Annotated in this window: 15 protein-coding genes; 8 read left to right on the top strand and 7 right to left on the bottom strand. The window is 51.0% G+C overall.

The window, feature by feature from the left end; translation table 11 throughout:
* Positions 1-4 precede the first annotated feature (4 nt).
* The 5 genes from waaO (at position 5) to APU02_RS13495 (ending at position 4,914) form a co-directional block, all read left to right on the top strand.
* A complete protein-coding gene (gene waaO / locus APU02_RS13515) occupies positions 5-1,018 on the top strand; it encodes a lipopolysaccharide 3-alpha-galactosyltransferase (RefSeq protein WP_060570264.1) in 1,014 nt (337 codons plus the stop codon).
* A gap of 20 nt (positions 1,019-1,038) precedes the next feature.
* Positions 1,039-2,055 carry a glycosyltransferase gene (locus APU02_RS13510; protein WP_060570263.1) on the top strand — a complete coding sequence of 339 codons (1,017 nt, stop codon included), beginning with the start codon at positions 1,039-1,041 and terminating at the stop codon, positions 2,053-2,055.
* A 13-nt stretch (positions 2,056-2,068) separates the two neighbouring features.
* Positions 2,069-2,767, top strand: a complete 699-nt coding sequence (gene rfaY, locus APU02_RS13505) for a lipopolysaccharide core heptose(II) kinase RfaY (RefSeq protein ID WP_060570262.1) — start codon at positions 2,069-2,071, stop codon at positions 2,765-2,767.
* Between the two features lie 178 nt (positions 2,768-2,945).
* Entirely contained in the window at positions 2,946-3,800 is an 855-nt protein-coding gene (waaZ, locus tag APU02_RS13500) for a 3-deoxy-D-manno-oct-2-ulosonate III transferase WaaZ (RefSeq protein ID WP_060570261.1), read from the top strand.
* 37 nt (positions 3,801-3,837) lie between these two features.
* The gene (locus APU02_RS13495) at positions 3,838-4,914 is read left to right on the top strand and encodes a glycosyltransferase family 9 protein (RefSeq protein WP_042287009.1); all 1,077 of its coding nucleotides are present in this window, start codon (positions 3,838-3,840) and stop codon (positions 4,912-4,914) included.
* A gap of 32 nt (positions 4,915-4,946) precedes the next feature.
* On the opposite strand, the gene APU02_RS13490 is transcribed toward APU02_RS13495, so the two are convergent.
* From APU02_RS13490 to rfaD, 4 genes are all read right to left on the bottom strand, one after another.
* Positions 4,947-6,218 (bottom strand): O-antigen ligase family protein, encoded by a 1,272-nt coding sequence (locus tag APU02_RS13490; protein WP_060570260.1) that lies wholly within the window; start codon positions 6,216-6,218, stop codon positions 4,947-4,949.
* A 10-nt stretch (positions 6,219-6,228) separates the two neighbouring features.
* Positions 6,229-7,191 (bottom strand): lipopolysaccharide heptosyltransferase RfaC, encoded by a 963-nt coding sequence (gene rfaC, locus APU02_RS13485; RefSeq protein WP_060570259.1) that lies wholly within the window; start codon positions 7,189-7,191, stop codon positions 6,229-6,231.
* Positions 7,192-7,194: 3 nt separating this feature from the next.
* The gene (gene rfaF, locus APU02_RS13480; protein WP_060570258.1) at positions 7,195-8,241 is read right to left on the bottom strand and encodes an ADP-heptose--LPS heptosyltransferase RfaF; all 1,047 of its coding nucleotides are present in this window, start codon (positions 8,239-8,241) and stop codon (positions 7,195-7,197) included.
* Between the two features lie 79 nt (positions 8,242-8,320).
* On the bottom strand, positions 8,321-9,301 hold the full coding sequence (gene rfaD / locus APU02_RS13475; RefSeq protein WP_060570257.1) for an ADP-glyceromanno-heptose 6-epimerase: 981 nt from the start codon (positions 9,299-9,301) through the stop codon (positions 8,321-8,323).
* A gap of 214 nt (positions 9,302-9,515) precedes the next feature.
* On the opposite strand from rfaD, the gene kbl reads away from it, so the two are divergent.
* The 3 genes from kbl to APU02_RS13460 all read left to right on the top strand — a co-directional run bounded on the left by kbl (position 9,516) and on the right by APU02_RS13460 (position 13,017).
* On the top strand, positions 9,516-10,712 hold the full coding sequence (gene kbl / locus APU02_RS13470) for a glycine C-acetyltransferase (protein ID WP_060570256.1): 1,197 nt from the start codon (positions 9,516-9,518) through the stop codon (positions 10,710-10,712).
* Between the two features lie 9 nt (positions 10,713-10,721).
* Complete coding sequence (tdh, locus tag APU02_RS13465) at positions 10,722-11,747, top strand: L-threonine 3-dehydrogenase (protein ID WP_060570255.1); 1,026 nt, start codon at positions 10,722-10,724, stop codon at positions 11,745-11,747.
* Between the two features lie 235 nt (positions 11,748-11,982).
* On the top strand, positions 11,983-13,017 hold the full coding sequence (locus APU02_RS13460) for a glycosyltransferase (RefSeq protein WP_042286989.1): 1,035 nt from the start codon (positions 11,983-11,985) through the stop codon (positions 13,015-13,017).
* Here the strand turns inward: APU02_RS13460 and APU02_RS13455 are convergent.
* The 3 genes from APU02_RS13455 to gpmM are packed head-to-tail and all read right to left on the bottom strand — an operon-like array spanning position 13,004 to position 16,804.
* A complete protein-coding gene (locus tag APU02_RS13455; protein ID WP_060570254.1) occupies positions 13,004-13,963 on the bottom strand; it encodes a divergent polysaccharide deacetylase family protein in 960 nt (319 codons plus the stop codon). The two genes, APU02_RS13460 and APU02_RS13455, sit on opposite strands and share 14 nt — an antisense overlap.
* Positions 13,964-13,966: 3 nt before the next feature.
* Positions 13,967-15,250, bottom strand: coding sequence for a murein hydrolase activator EnvC (gene envC / locus APU02_RS13450; RefSeq protein WP_060570253.1), 1,284 nt, complete (start codon positions 15,248-15,250; stop codon positions 13,967-13,969).
* A 9-nt stretch (positions 15,251-15,259) separates the two neighbouring features.
* On the bottom strand, positions 15,260-16,804 hold the full coding sequence (gpmM, locus tag APU02_RS13445) for a 2,3-bisphosphoglycerate-independent phosphoglycerate mutase (protein WP_060570252.1): 1,545 nt from the start codon (positions 16,802-16,804) through the stop codon (positions 15,260-15,262).
* Positions 16,805-16,925 lie beyond the last annotated feature (121 nt).

Genomic DNA, 16,925 nt, shown 5'->3' with positions numbered 1-16,925 from the left:
CACTATGACGACAAAGTACTTTGACGAAAAAGTCATTCAGCAGACTTTAGATTATAATTATACAGAACATAGTGATGTTGAATATTTTAACATTGCCTATGGCATCGACAAGAACTTTCTGTTTGGCTGTGGCGTATCCATTGCTTCTATTCTGATCGCTAACCCAGAAATACCGCTGGCATTTCATGTCTTCACAGATTTTTTCAGCGATGACGATCGTGCGCGTTTTCATGCGCTGGCTAAACAATATTCTACTCGTATCGCTGTCCATTTAGTGGATTGCGAGCAACTCAAATCATTACCCAGCACAAAAAACTGGTCCTACGCGACATACTTTCGATTTATCATCGCCGATCGCTTTGCGGGTAAAACCGATAAGGTGCTGTACCTGGATGCGGATATTGCCTGTAAAGGAAGCATTCAGGAACTGGTTGATCTGCATTTTACCGAGCACGAAATTGCAGCAGTTGTTGCCGAAGGAGAAACCGAATGGTGGACGAAACGTTCGGTCAGTCTGGCAACGCCGGGTCTGGTGTCCGGTTATTTCAATGCAGGCTTCTTACTTATCAATATTCCTCGCTGGGCGCAGGAAGATATCTCGCGTAAAGCCATTGAGATGTTGCGCGATCCGGATGTTGTTCAGCGCATAACGCACCTGGATCAGGATGTACTCAATATGCTGCTGGTGGGCAAGGCGCGTTTTGTGGATAAAAAGTTCAATACCCAGTTCAGCATTAACTATGAATTAAAGAAAAGGGTGTTAAACCCTGTCAATGAAAGCACCGTTTTTATACATTATATCGGCCCGACAAAACCATGGCATCAGTGGGGAAATTATCCAGTTGCTCAAAGCTTTTTGAATGCGAAAAAGTTGTCACCCTGGTCTAGTGTTGACTTGCTAAAACCTAAAAATAGCCATCAGTTGCGCTATGCAGCAAAACACATGTTTAATCAGAAAAAGTACGTTGCTGGTGTGATGGATTATTTATATTACTTTAAAAGTAAGCTTGTTAAATAAATATAACTATAGGTGATGCAGTGAACTCATTTCCTGAAATAGAGATAACAGAGTTTAAAGTTTTTGATGAACGCTTAAATGACTGCGATGAAACGTTACATATCTCTTATGGCATTGATGAGAATTATCTTGATGGCGTAGGTGTCTCCATTTCCTCTGTTCTCCTGCATAATAAAATAAATGTCGAATTTCATATCCTTTGCGATCGCTATGTCCAGGGCTTCATTGAAAAAATAGCCTTACTTGCGAATCAGTATCACGTTAAAATTTCGCTTTACACCATTAACGTGAGCTGCCTTGAAGTTTTGCCAAGAACAAAGGTCTGGTCCAGGGCAATGTATTTTCGCCTGTTTGCATTTAATTATCTTCGTCAAAAAATGGATAGATTACTCTATCTTGATGCCGATGTTGTCTGCAAAGGATCGCTTGAGGCGCTTTTAGCGATAGATCTGACAGATAAAATTGCTGCGGTTGTTAAAGATGTTGATTCTATCCAGGCAAAAGTTGATGAGCGCTTACCCGCTTATCATCTACAGGGGCGCTACTTTAACTCTGGTGTTGTGTTAGTCAATCTCCAGCAGTGGACGGCGCAGTGTTTAACAGAACACGCGCTTTCATTGTTAACCGGAGAAGAAGGTCAATCTCCATTTTTCAAATATCCCGATCAGGATGTGTTAAATATCCTGTTAATTAATAAAGTGGTCTTTTTACCACGCGAATACAATACTATTTATACCATTAAAAGTGAATTGAAAGATAAAACACACCTGAATTATTTAAACGTCATTACTAATAATACAAAATTGATTCATTATACCGGGGCAACTAAACCCTGGCATGCTTGGGCAAAGTATCCTTCTGTTATTTATTTCACCACTGCGCAGGTTAAATCACCATGGCAGACTGTCCCGGCTAAAAATGCAAGAACCATGGTGGAGTACAAAAAAAGATACAAACACCTTCTGGTTCAGAAGCATTATTTACAAGGAATAATCGCAGGCGCCGCCTATCTCTATCGAAAAATTTTAGCGAAATAAATTTCCCACAATTATGATTACTGAAACAAAAATAAAAAATTATACTGTCTTCGTTAAACAAGACGGGCAAAAATACATCGATATTTTCACTGATTTTCTTAACCACAATCTTAGCGTATTAAAAGTCTTTCGTAGTATTGAAGATACCAAGGTCGTATTGATCGATACCGAGCATGGTAAATATATTCTGAAGATTTTTCACCCTAAAGTAAAAAACACTGAGCGATTTTTCAAATCGCTGGTGAAAGGGGACTACTACGAAAAACTTTTCTACCAGACGGATCGTGTTCGCCAGGAAGGGTATGATGCGTTAAATGATTTTTATCTGTTGGCAGAAGTGAAAACGCTGCGTTATGTCCACACCTATATCATGATTATTGAGTACATCGAAGGTGTGGAACTGGCCGACATGTCTGACATCTCGTCGGACATAAAGAGTAAGATTAAGCATTCGATCGAGGGACTTCACCAACATGGTATGGTCTCAGGCGACCCGCATAAGGGTAACTTTATATTACAGGATGGTGAGATAAGGATCATTGACCTGTCCGGAAAAAGACCCTCTCGTCAACGGATGGCTAAAGACAGAATCGATTTAGAACGTCATTATGGCATTGAAAACACGAGCAAAGATCTGGGTTACCATCTTTTGGTCTACAAGAAAAAATGGCGTAATTTTTTGCGTCGTCTGAAAGGCAAAAGTGTGCGCTAAGTTTGACTGTGATATCCCGGATATTGCAATTGGCAGGTCTAAATGCAAAAATGGCGTTGTATATTTTATGAGCAGGTTCAGTACTCTATTTCGATTACCCTCGCTAAAGATAAGCTATGAACACTTACCTCAAAGATTCATCGTGATTTAAGTTGCATGATTAACATACAGGTTTTATATGAGTAATGTTAAGTTTTTAACTCGCGCCGGTGTTCAGCAGCTTACTGACAGCAGAACATCTGAAAACGTTATCATTTTCTTGTCGGGGCCTACGTCCCGAGGGACGCCACTGTCTCTTTTACGCAACAATGATGTCATCACCGTTAACGGCGCGGCGGAATACTTGCTCAGTAATGGTATTACCCCTTTCATTTATGTCCTAACAGACGCACGCTTTCTGCTGCAACGGCGTGAGGACTTTTATAAGTTCAGCCGCGGCAGTAAATTTACCTTCGTCAATATGGACGTTTATGAGGCCGCATCGGAAGAAGACAAGTGCTACATGCGCGCTCATTGCTTCATTTTGCGCGCGTTTTATAAACGTGAAAAAGGCGGACTTTTCAAGAAGTTGAAGCTGGAAACGCTGTCTCGATGGAACAAGAAACTGTTGATCAACGTCCCTGTCTCTAAGCGCGGAAGGCTGGTTGGCTTTAGTAAGGATATTAGCTTCGGCTATTGTTCATGCCATACCGTTGCGTATACCGCAATGCAAATAGCATATTCGCTGGGGTACGATAACACTATCTGTTCCGGGCTGGACATTACCGGCAGTTGCGCGCGTTTTTATGACGAAAGCAATAACCCGATGCCGTCAGAGCTCAGCAAGGATCTGGTCAAAATCTTGCCCTTCTTCAAATTCATGCGTGCACAAGTGCCAGACTTTCAGATTTACAACCTCTCTGACGACACGGCGATTGGCTACGACATCATTCCTTTTATCAGACCTGCTGATGTCGCTACCCTTGCGCCTAAGAAAAGCGTATTGAAAAAAACGCTTGGACTGCACGATCATGCGGATTCTTATGTAGGCTAATTTCAATCCTGTTTTTTATTGTAATGTGGTAATTAGCATGGGCTTAGGTGCTTTCCATAAGAAAAAAAGATATTTTTTTAATAAAATCAAAATTAACGCTTTATCTTTCTTCTTTCCCCAAAATACAACGCCAAAAATCAACGCGCCAGCAATCCGGTCATGTTTGCTTATTCATGACAACAACAAGTTAGGCGATTTAATTGTCCTGAGTTCGCTTTACCGGGAACTGACCACTCGTGGTGTTAAGCTCTCTATCTTAACGACCGCCGCAGGAAAAGACTTTCTCGCGGGTAATAACAAGATACATCGTTTCTTTATCAAAACCTCATCTAAAATCAGCGATGTACTGGCCCTACGTAAGCAGCTGAAGCAGGCGTCTTTCGATATCGTTCTCGATCCTTTTGAAACAATGCCTTCTTTTACCCATGCGTTACTCTTATCTGGCGTCAGGCGCTCGCATGTTCTTGGCTTTGATAAATGGTATAAGCGTTACTACACCGTGTATCATCCGCATGACGAAAAACTCGCTGCGCATATGTGTACGCGGGCGAGTGAAATACTGCGTTATTTTTATCCCGATACCGATAATTCGTTCGATGTCAGTTATGATCTGCCGCTCACCGCAGAGGTCGAAAACGCGGTCGTGAATTTCATCGGCGATACGAAGATTATTATAATTAATGCTCTGGGCGCGAAGAAAATCTGCCGTTTAACAGCGGAGCAGATTGCAACGATCTATTCCCGTATTCGTGAACGGCATCCTGAGTTTCGGGTGATTTTTACCGGCCTGCCGCAAGATGTGCGCTCTATTGCGATACCGGACATTGAAACGCTGCCGTTTAACGCGTTTATTTATACCGTTGCCCTGACAAAATTCAGCCAGTACGTTATTTCTGTGGACACCGCGCTGGTTCATATTGCTTCGGCTTATCAGATCCCTACGCTCGCGCTCTACCCCAACGCGCGACACGACGCTTATCCCTCGCACCTAATCTGGGCGCCGAATAATTGCAACGCATTGCAGGTAGTCTCTCCCACCTGTACGGTGAAAGATATTCGTTCCGATGTATTGATTGATTCAGTGGATGCGTTATTTGACCGCCATCCAAAGTGAACGGATGCCCGCTTTGGATGGCGTGAAAGGAATCACTGCTGAACACGTCTTTCTGGCGGGCGATTTTTCTTGATAAGCAGCATCAGTGCGACAGCCGTGATCAAAATGATCGGGATACTGCGTGACCAGAGAATCACATCGCTCATTCCCGTGCCAATAATCGCTAACGTCAGGGCAAACAGCCCTAAAGAGCGGTGATAGTACACCGTATAAAACAGCGCGGCGTAAAACAGCAAAGTCGATAGAATCCCGGCAATACCTTTCAGCGAGGCCGCTTCAACCAGTTCATTGTGCAAGTGAACGTTGGAAAATTCTAAAGCCCCGCGAAGATAAGGATGCGCATTCGCCAGCTCTTCCATACGCTGCGCCCGAACATCTGCCGAGCGTGCGGCAAGCGGTGATTCTTTGAAAATATCAAAACCAATCTCATACATCGCCAGGCGTGCGCCAAGCGAACTGACACTGTTGCCATTGTTATATTGCGCCAGGTCCGCAACCGCTTCATGGTAGCGGCTATAAATCGGCTTGCTGAAGACCGCAACAAGGACAACGAAGGCAACCAAAAAACCAATCACCGAAAAGAACAATTTTTTGGGGGTCTTAAGATAGCCCGCCACCAGTGCCAGCGCGCATATCACCGGAAAAATAAGCAGCGCTGAACGCGTCTGGGTGAGGGCAAGCGCAAAGAACACGGTAGCTGCGTTAAGCAGAAACAGCACCGGGTGCTTGCGCTGGGTATACAGTATTGATATCGCGCTGACGATGCCGACAAACATGATCGAATATGCTGCGCCTGTTGCCGTACCAATACCAAAATCCAGACGGGAGATACCGGTTGTGGTTTTTACATAGTAGCCATAACCGGCAATGAAAAACGACAGCGAATACAGAATATACAGCGGCCACTCTTTATTCATCTTTATTTTCGAGGTCAGCGCCAACAGTATGAGAAAGGCCCCAAAGATAAAGATTTTCGCCGTATTCAAATAACTATGGTACGTCGCCCGAAAGGGTGAATTATCTACTTTAAAGGCGGAATACCAGCTGACGTCGATGACGCCGATAAGCAGAACAGAAAGGGGTAACAGCCAGTATCGCGGCGAATAACTTTCCGGCTTGCCGCGTAAAATAAGCGCCAGCAGACCGAGAATCGCCGTAATATTATACAGCTTCATACTCAAATTATTATTGAACAGCGCGACGACAAGAGTGACGAAGCAAAGTAACCAGGTAGTCAACTCCAGCACTGTGGACATCTTCCTGGCACCGGTTTGCCAGGGATGTAAAGGGTTCAAGGCTAACATTCATGTACCTTTAGAATAATGATGATATTCCGTTCAGAACGGTGTGGGCATCAAGCTTGGCTAAATTATTTTCGGGTGAACGACACGCTATCTGGTTTTTCCCGTACCCCCCAATTAACCCCGGATCCGTTGGGCCATACAGCGTAATATTCGGTCGATCGAGCGCCGCCGTCAGGTGGCTAAGCCCCGTATCGACGGAAACCACATATTTTGCGCCTGCCAGTATGCGCGCAACTTCTTCCAGACTCATCCTCGGTAAGACCTCAACGTGAGCGAACCCTTCGGCAAGTCTTCTCGCCCGTGCTTCTTCATGAGGCGCGCCCCACGGCAATTTGATGCTGATATCGTTGTCAGCCAACAAACCAATTAGCGCTCGCCAGTTTGCTTCCGGCCAGTGTTTATCATCGCGCGTGGTTGCGTGCAAAAATACCGCGTAGGGTTGCGCAGGATCCTGTTCAGATGTCAGGAAATGCCGCGCGATAGCATAATCGCCTTGCGAGGATGGTTTGGAGTAATTCAGGCTTTTTGCGAACAGTTCGCGGGTACGCTCTACGGCATGTTGCTGCCTGGCAATGTGATGGCGGCGATGATAAAACAGAGCGGCCAGCGGCTCGCGTGCGCTCTGCCAGTCCATACCATGCTTTACGCCATGTGCGAGGCGAGTCACCAGCGCAGCGCTTTTAACCAATCCCTGGGCGTCGATAACGGCATCATAGCGTTCTGCCTGTACCGCCTCGCGGAAAGCGTTACGCTCCGCTTTAACCGACGCGGAAAACCAGGCTTTACGCCAGCGACGAATCGCAACGGGAATGACGCGGTTTACCGCCGAATGCCACGAGGGGATCTGCGCGAATCCTTCTTCGACCACCCAGTCAAACTGAATACCCGGTATCGCCTGTTGTGCATCGGTGAGCGCCGGAAGGGTATGCAACACATCACCCATTGAGGATGTTTTGACGATCAGAACCCGCATTCGTCAGGCTTCCTCTTGTAATAACAGCGCGTTCAGGGCTTCCAGCACCTGCGCTGGCGTAATGTCGATCAGACTCTGATGGTACCCTTCTGCCGCATCGCCTTTGCGCACTTTGTGATAGCCGGTAATCAGGCGAATCACCCGCGCTTTATGTGAAAGCGGCGGCGTGAAGTCAGGGCTGCTGGGGCCGTAGAGGGCAACCAGCGGGCGGTTAAGGGCCGCGGCGACGTGCATCAGCCCGGAGTCATTGCTGACGACGGCTTTACAGGCGCCGATCAAAATGACGGCCTGCTCCAGCTGGGTGTCGCCTGCCAGATTGCGGCACCACGCCTGCTGCTCACCGTTTAAGGACGCTAAAATCTCGTTCCCGGCTTCGTGATCTTTCGCCGAACCGAACAGCACAACCTGATAGCCTTCGTCTATCAGCTGTTTCGCCAGTTCCGCGTAATGATAGTGTGGCCAGCGTTTGGCAGGTCCAAATTCCGCGCCAGGGCAAAAGCCGATCATAGGCCGCTCATCTGAAAGCGAAAATTTACAACAGGTCAGGGATTTTTCACCTTCGCTCACCTGCAACTGCGGCCACAGCAGCGGCTGCGGCAGATCTTTCGCGCTGTGCATTACGCCCTTGTCGTAAGCCAGCGCGACATAGCGTTCCACCATCAAGGGCCAGGCCGCTTTGTCCAGCACACGCGCGTCGTTTAGCAGACCGTAACGCATTTCGCCGCGCCAGCCTGTGCGCTGCGGTACGCCCGCAAAGAAGGGCACAAGGGCTGATTTGAAGGAGTTGGGCAGCACATATGCGCGGTCATAGCGTTTCTCGCGCAGGCTATGGCCGAGCCTGCGGCGTTCGCCGAGCGCCAGCGTCCCATGGCCGAGTGGCATTGGGATCGCTTCGTTCACTTCCGGCATTCGCGACAACAGCGGACGGCACCATGCGGGCGCCATCACGTCGATTATCGCCTGGGGATAGCGCGCCTTGAGCGTGCGATAGAGACTTTGCGACATCATCATGTCGCCCACCCAGGACGGGCCGATCACCAAAATTTTCATTCACTTCATCCTTCAAGCTGTCTCTGCGTTGGCTGCCTGCGTTCACTCCGGTCACTTACTTTAGTAAGTGACCGGAGATTCACTTAGTTGCCGCCTTGATACCGCTCGAATGATTTTGTGAATTTGTATCGCTGTCGCGGTTCAGCCAGGCCATATATTCCGTTACGCCTTCGGCTACGGTCTTAAACGGCTTGTCATAGCCCGCCGCGCGCAGGTTGGTCAGATCCGCCTGGGTAAACGCCTGATAGCGGCCTTTCAGTTTTTCCGGGAACGGGATGTACTCAATCTCGCCTTTTTTATGGAAAGCCAGCGTCGCGTCAGCCACGGCCTGGAAGGATTCTGCACGACCGGTGCCGAGGTTATAGATACCGGACACGCCGTTTTCCCAGAACCACAGGTTCACATCCGCCACATCGCCCACGTAAACAAAGTCACGCTTGAAGCCGTCGCTGCCTTCAAACAGTTTCGGGCTTTCGCCATTATTCAGCTGGGTGTTCAGGTGGAACGCCACGCTCGCCATGCTGCCTTTGTGGCCTTCGCGCGGACCGTAAACGTTGAAGTAGCGGAAGCCAACAATCTGGGAGTTCGCTTCTGGCAGGATCTGACGCACGTACTCATCAAACAGGAACTTAGAATAGCCGTAAACGTTCAGCGGCTGCTCATATTCGCGGGATTCGATGAAATCAGAGGTGCGACCGCCGTAGGTGGCGGCGGAAGAGGCGTACAGGAACGGAATTTCACGCTCCAGGCAGTAGTGCAGCAGCTCTTTGGAGTACTGATAGTTATTGTCCATCATGTACTTGCCGTCCCACTCGGTCGTGGAGGAGCACGCGCCTTCGTGGAAAATGGCCTCTACCTCGCCAAACTCTTCGCCCGCCATAATCTGGATTAAGAAATCTTCTTTATCCATATAGTCGGCAATGTTCAGGTCCACCAGGTTCACAAACTTGGTGCCGTCTTTCAGGTTGTCCACCACCAGGATATCGGTGATGCCTTTATCATTCAGGGCTTTAACGATGTTGCTGCCGATAAAACCCGCGCCGCCGGTAACGATGATCATAACTGTAACCTATGAATTATGGAGTCAGAGACTATCTCGGACACGAATACTTCTATCATATCACTACCTGGCCCTGGCTTCAGCCATTCACCGATTACGCGTGTGGGTACGCGTGATTTATCCTGCATTTTAAAGAAGTGCTAATGCGTCATCTCGTATCAGCGTCCAGGGTTAGGTAAGATGTGCTGAAATTTGCCCAGTCTGGAGAATCGCAATGCGTGGGGATTTTTACAAACAGTTAACCAACGATCTGGAAACCGCCCGGGCGGAAGGATTGTTTAAAGAAGAGCGCATTATCACGTCTGCTCAGCAGGCAGATATCACTGTGGCGGATGGAAGCCACGTCATTAACTTCTGCGCCAACAACTATCTCGGGTTGGCTAACCACCCTGAACTGATTGCGGCGGCAAAAGCAGGAATGGATTCTCACGGGTTTGGTATGGCCTCGGTGCGCTTTATTTGCGGTACCCAGGACAGCCACAAGCACCTTGAGCAAAAGCTGGCAAACTTCCTGGGGATGGAAGATGCCATCCTCTACTCCTCCTGCTTCGACGCCAACGGCGGCCTGTTCGAAACGCTGCTGGGCGCAGAAGACGCGATTATCTCCGACGCCCTGAACCACGCCTCTATTATCGACGGCGTGCGTTTATGTAAAGCGAAGCGCTTCCGCTATGCCAACAATGATATGGTCGAACTGGAAGCTCGCCTGAAAGAAGCGCGTGAAGCCGGGGCCCGTCATGTACTGATCGCTACCGACGGCGTGTTCTCGATGGATGGCGTGATCGCCAACCTGAAAGGCGTCTGCGACCTGGCGGATAAATACGACGCGCTGGTGATGGTTGATGACTCTCACGCGGTGGGCTTCGTGGGTGAAAACGGGCGTGGCTCCCATGAGTATTGCGACGTGATGGGACGCGTGGACATCATCACCGGGACGTTGGGCAAAGCGCTCGGCGGCGCGTCTGGCGGCTACACTGCGGCGCGTAAAGAGGTGGTGGAATGGTTACGTCAGCGCTCCCGTCCGTATCTGTTCTCCAACTCTCTGGCGCCGGCGATTGTCGCCGCCTCCATAAAAGTACTGGAGATGGTGGAATCCGGCGGCGAGCTGCGCGACCGCCTGTGGGCGAACGCGCGCCAGTTCCGCGAGCAGATGTCTGCGGCAGGTTTCACCCTTGCGGGCGCCGACCACGCCATCATTCCGGTGATGCTGGGCGATGCGGTGGTGGCGCAACAATTTGCCCGTGAGCTGCAAAAAGAGGGTATTTACGTAACAGGATTCTTCTATCCGGTGGTGCCGAAAGGCCAGGCGCGCATTCGTACCCAGATGTCCGCCGCCCATACGCCGGAGCAAATCACGCGCGCGGTTGAGGCGTTCACGCGCATAGGTAAACAACTGGGCGTTATTGCCTGAGGATCAAAGATGAAAGCGTTATCCAAACTGAAAGCGGAAGAGGGCATCTGGATGACCGACGTTCCTGAACCGGAAGTCGGACACAACGATCTGCTGATTAAAATCCGTAAAACAGCCATCTGCGGCACTGACGTTCACATCTACAACTGGGATGAGTGGTCGCAAAAAACCATCCCGGTACCTATGGTTGTCGGGCACGAATACGTCGGCGAAGTGGTCGGCATCGGTCAGGAAGTCAAAGGCTTTAAAATTGGCGACCGCGTCTCTGGCGAAGGACACATTACCTGTGGGCACTGCCGTAACTGCCGCGGTGGCCGTACGCACCTGTGCCGCAACACGATCGGCGTGGGTGTGAACCGCCCAGGCTGCTTCGCCGAATATCTGGTGATCCCGGCATTCAACGCCTTCAAAATCCCGGACAATATTTCTGACGATCTGGCGTCTATCTTTGACCCGTTCGGTAATGCGGTGCACACGGCGCTGTCGTTCGATCTGGTGGGCGAGGATGTGCTGGTTTCCGGCGCGGGTCCTATCGGGATTATGGCGGCAGCGGTGGCGAAACACGTCGGGGCACGCAACGTCGTCATCACCGACGTTAACGAATACCGTCTGGACCTGGCGCGTAAGATGGGTATTACCCGTGCGGTTAACGTGGCGCAGGAGAGTCTGACCGACGTGATGGAAGCGTTGGGGATGACCGAAGGCTTCGATGTAGGGCTGGAAATGTCTGGCGCGCCGCCGGCGTTCCGCACCATGCTTGATACCATGAACCACGGTGGTCGCATCGCGATGCTGGGGATCCCGCCCTCTGACATGTCAATCGACTGGACGAAAGTGATCTTTAAAGGGCTCTTCATCAAAGGCATTTATGGCCGCGAGATGTTTGAAACCTGGTACAAGATGGCGGCGCTGATCCAGTCGGGTCTGGATCTTTCTCCTGTCATCACCCATCGTTTCTCGATTGATGACTTCCAGAAGGGCTTTGACGCGATGCGTTCAGGTCAGTCGGGGAAAGTCATCCTGAGCTGGGATTAATCGTAAAAAGGCCGGTATTTTCCGGCCTTTTTATTCGGCAATATCTGAAATCCTGTAAAGTTTTGTCATTGTCATAAATATTACGTAATTACTCACTAGTCTGATTTTGCTGTTCATTCCAACGCTTTATTCTGCCGTTACCGTCAACGTTTAAAAATAGTATGCACCAGCCTTAATTGTTTCTTAACACTAAGGCTGTACAAAGGCGGGTAACTTCAGAGGTAATCGGTAATTTATGATGAATAGTACAAACAGACTCAGCGTCATTATCCCGCTTTATAATGCGGGTAATGATTTCAAAGCCTGCATGGAATCACTCATCGCGCAAACATGGACTGCCCTGGAAATAATTATTGTTAATGATGGTTCAACGGATAACTCTGTTGAAATAGCAACGCATTACGCCGAAAACTACCCACACGTTCGCCTGCTGCATCAGGCCAATGCCGGGGCGTCGGTCGCGCGTAACCGGGGAATGGCCGCCGCCACCGGGCAGTATATCGCTTTCGTCGATGCGGATGATCTGGTTTATCCTCACATGTACGAAACGCTGATGACGATGGCGCTGGAAGATAATCTCGACGTCGCGCAATGTAACGCGGACTGGAGCGAACGTTCCTCCGGCGACACCTGGCAATCTATTCCCACCGATCGTATTCGCTCAACAGGTGTATTAACGGGTCCGGACTGGCTCCGTATGGCGCTATCTTCTCGGCGCTGGACGCACGTGGTATGGATGGGGGTTTATCGCCGCGACGTGATTGAAAAAAATAACATCAGATTTATTCCGGGATTACATCATCAGGATATCGTGTGGACCACAGAGTTTATGTTTAATGCCCGTCGCGCACGCTATACCGAAGAGTCATTATATAAGTATTTCCTGCATGATAATTCCGTTAGTCGTTTAAAACGACAGGGCAATAAAAACCTTAATTATCAGCGCCATTATATTAAAATCACCCGCTTACTGGAAAAGCTGAATCGCGATTATGCCGACCGAATTACCCTTTATCCGGAGTTTCGTCAGCAAATAACGTATGAAGCATTACGCGTGTGTCATGCTGTACGCAAAGAGCCGGATATATTGACACGTCAACGCATGATTGCCGAGATTTTCACCTCGGGCATGTATAAACGGATGATACTGAACGTGCGTAGCGCGAAGGTCGCGTATCAGGCGCTGCTGTGGTCTCTACGACTTTATCGCTGGCGCGACAAAACACGCTCGCACCATCGCACCGCCCGTCAAGCCCTTAACCTGGGTTAACGCCACCCTTGCTGGGGGCCTTCCCCCAGCCCTGCCACTGATGCTGGTACCAGCTGACCAGCGTGCTCTGACGAATGCTCTCGCTTATGACGCTGAAGAAACGGTCGGTATAAACTGGTTCGGGTGCCTTCTTCGCGTTACACACCTTCACTCCGCGGAACGGATTACGCGGCGCGTCGTTGTTTTTCGGCGGGGTCAGGTTCGGCGTCGAAGTATCCACCTGCGGTTCGTTAAGCAGGGTGCTTGGACGCACCAGCGTGATATCGGCTGGCAGGTTATACACCATCTGTTGGAGCACACGCACCGTTGACGGATGCGGATGTCCGATCGCGATCGCAGACCCGTTTCGACGAGCCAGATCGATGGCGCGGTTAAACTGGCGGCGAATGTCCGCTTCGTTTTGCGTGTCGTCGAGAAACACTTTGCGCTTGATAACCTTCACACCCGTACCGGACGCTGCGCGCATGGCCTGGCTATTGCCGATGGTCATGCTGTCGAGAAAATAGAGATCGTAGCGTTCCAGCGCCTGCATCACTTTCTGCATGCCAAACAGGCTGGAGGTCATCGCGCTGCCCATATGGTTATTCAGCCCGACAGCGTAGGGAACTTTGCTGACCGCCTCGCGCACAATACGTTCGATCTCATTGCTGCTCATCTCCGGGCGCAGCGTGTCTTTTTCCAGCGGCTGCTTACTGAGTGGGGCCATCGGCAGGTGAATCAACACCTCATGACCGCTGTTGTGCGCTTTGGTCGCCATTTCGCGGGCGTGAGGCGCATTAGGCAGTACCGCAACGGAGATTGCGTCTGGCATCGCCAGTACCTGATTTTCATAATGCGGACGGTAGCCGAAATCGTCGATCACGATGGCGAGTTTGCCAGCAAAAGCGGGGGAGGCGAAGGCCAGTAGGCTGGCGAATGAAAGAACAGTACGACGAAAGTGAGGCAAAACTTATCTTCCCAACCACGGCTGTGGATTGACGGCCTGACCCTGGCGACGGATTTCAAAATAGAGCGACGGTCTGCCCTGACCCCCGCTGCTGCCGACCAGCGCAATGGGCTGACCGGCGCGAACCTGTGTCCCCACGCTGACCAGCGCGCTCTGGTTATAGCCGTAAAGGCTCATGTCGCCCTTGCCGTGTTCGACGACGACGACCAGCCCGTAGCCCTGCAGCCAGTCCGCCAGAATCACCCGACCATCGGCAATGGCTTTGACTTCAGTGCCTTCAGACGCACCGATAACCATCCCTTTCCAACGTAGCTCACCTTGCAGCCGTTCGCCATATCGATGCAGCGTTGGCCCGCGAACCGGCCAATAAGCCTGACCGCGCGGCGAGCCTAAACCGCCGGTGCGCGACATCAGCGATTTTTCGCTTTCAGTCGGTTTATAGGTGGTGCCTTTACGGGTCGCCTCTTTCTGTCGATTACGTACTGCTTCCGCCTCGCGCGCTTCGCGTTCCGCCCGCGCTTTGGCGGCGGCCTCTGCTCGCGCAATGCTGTTACGCAGACGGGATTCGTTAGCGCGCAGTTCGCTCAGCTGCTGCTGGCCTTGCTGGATTGAGGACTCCAGTCCGGCGAGCGTTTTTTTCCGTTCGTTACGCGCCTGCTCCAGCTTCGCCTGCTGGGCGCGCTGTTCGTATAACAGCGTCTGTTGCTGGCTTTGCTTCTCTTCCAGCTCGGCGCGTTGTGCGGCGACCTGCTCGCGGGTTTGCTTCAGCTCGGTAATGGTTTCTTGCCGCGCCTGATTCAGATAGCCGAAATAGGCCTGTAAACGCTGGCCGCGCTGGCTCTCTTCACCACTGAGGATAAGCTGAATGCCGGTATGCTCACCCTGACGAAACGCCGCATCCAACTGTGCGGCGAGGCTGCGTTCCTGGCTGGCTTTTTGCTGCTCCAGCTTCGCGATGGAGGCGTTCATCTCATCAATTTGCTTGTTGAGCTGAGCGAGAGTGTTTTGGGTTTCGCGCAGTTTACGCGTGGCGACGGAAATCGCTTCTTCCTGTGCTTTCAACTGCGCTTGCAGGGTTGCGCGCTGCTGCTGCTGCTGGCGCACGGCGCGCTCTTTGGCGGCGATATCCGCCTGGATGGATTTGAGCTGATCGCGGTCATCCGCGTGGGCGGAAAAGGCGCACAACAATACGCCAGCGCTCAACACGCTGGCGTAAATCAGGGGCCTGACTGAAAACCGTTGCGTTTTCATGACCCCTTGTTTGGTATTCATCGCCTTTCCCCTCATGGGGAGGGATTATTCCACGATGAACAGCGGCTTACCAGTCATCTCTTGCGGGATTTCCATACCCATCAGCGTCAGCATGGTCGGCGCGATATCGGAAAGTTTACCGCCTTCCACCGCTTTTACGTTTTTGTCACCCACGTAAATCAGCGGAACCGGCAGGTTCGTGTGCGCCGTGTGCGCCTGACCCGTCGCCGGATCGCGCATTTGCTCGGCGTTACCGTGGTCCGCAGTGATCAGCAACTGTCCGCCAACGGATTCAACGGCTTTCGCGACCTGCTCAACGCAGTGATCCAGTGCTTCCACTGCTTTCACGGCTGCTTCCATCACCCCGGTATGACCGACCATATCGCCGTTCGGGTAGTTACAGATGATGGTATCGTACTTCCCGCTTTCGATAGCGGCGACCAGTTTTTCAGTCAACTCCGCAGAGCTCATTTCCGGCTGAAGATCGTAGGTCGCCACTTTCGGTGAATTAATCAAAATGCGTTCTTCACCGGCAAATGGCTCTTCCACGCCGCCGTTAAAGAAGAAGGTCACATGCGCGTATTTTTCCGTTTCGGAGATACGCAACTGGGTTTTGTCATTCTTCGCCATCCACTCGCCGAAAGTGTTTGCCAGAGAGGCTGGTGGGTAGGCGACGGCCGTTTTGATGTCCGCCGCGTATTCGGTCAGCATGACAAAATTCAGGTTAACCACTTTCTTACGCGCAAAGCCGTCGAAGTCGGTGTTAACAAATGCCCGTGTGATTTCACGCGCGCGGTCGGCACGGAAGTTCATGAAAATCAGCGCATCGCCGTCTTCCATTGCCGCATCGGCCTGGCCTTCCGCACGAATCACGGTCGCTTTAACGAATTCATCGTTTTCGTCGCGAGCGTAAGCGGCCTGCAGGCCTTCAACCGCGGTTGCGTACTGGAATTCGCCTTTTGCCAGGGTCATCAGATCATAAGCCTGTTCAACGCGATCCCAGCGGTTGTCGCGGTCCATGGCGTAATAACGTCCGATAATAGAAGCGACGCGGCCTTTGCCCAGCGCGGCAAACTTGTCTTCGAAGGCTTTCAGTGAGGATTCAGCGCTGCGCGGCGGGGTGTCGCGACCGTCGAGAAACGCATGCAGGTAGATTTTCTCCGCGCCGCGTTCAGCGGCCAGTTCCACCATCGCCATGATGTGGTCTTCGTGGCTGTGTACGCCGCCCGCCGAGAGCAGGCCCATGATGTGAACCGCTTTACCCGCGTTTTTCGCCTGGTCTACCGCCGCGGTCAGCACCGGATTGGCAAAGAAGGTACGTTCTTTAATTTCGACATCCAGACGCGTCAGGTCCTGATACACGATGCGGCCCGCGCCCAGGTTAACGTGACCTACTTCTGAGTTACCCATCTGACGGTCAGGCAGACCCACTTCCAGACCGGACGCGTCAATCAGCGTATGCGGACGTTGCGCCCACAGCGCGTCCATGACGGGCGTTTTCGCAGAGAAAATGGCGTTATCCTGGCTCTCTTCACGGTAACCATAGCCATCGAGAATGACCAGCACCATAGGTTTTTTCGAAACCGACATTGTGAAACCTCACACTAAAGAAACAAAAATTTTGCGTAATTTTACTACAGCTGAATCGATAAAATAGCCTCAGAAGATCAAATAATAGGGCCGCGCGGCGCATGGATGGCGCGGTTTTACG

The sequence above is a fragment of the Citrobacter sp. 50677481 genome (genome assembly GCF_001463265.1).
In the GTDB taxonomy this organism is placed as follows: Bacteria; Pseudomonadota; Gammaproteobacteria; order Enterobacterales; family Enterobacteriaceae; genus Citrobacter_A; species Citrobacter_A sedlakii.
Note: the sequence above shows the minus strand (reverse complement) of the source record. Positions and strands in the feature narration are given on the sequence as shown.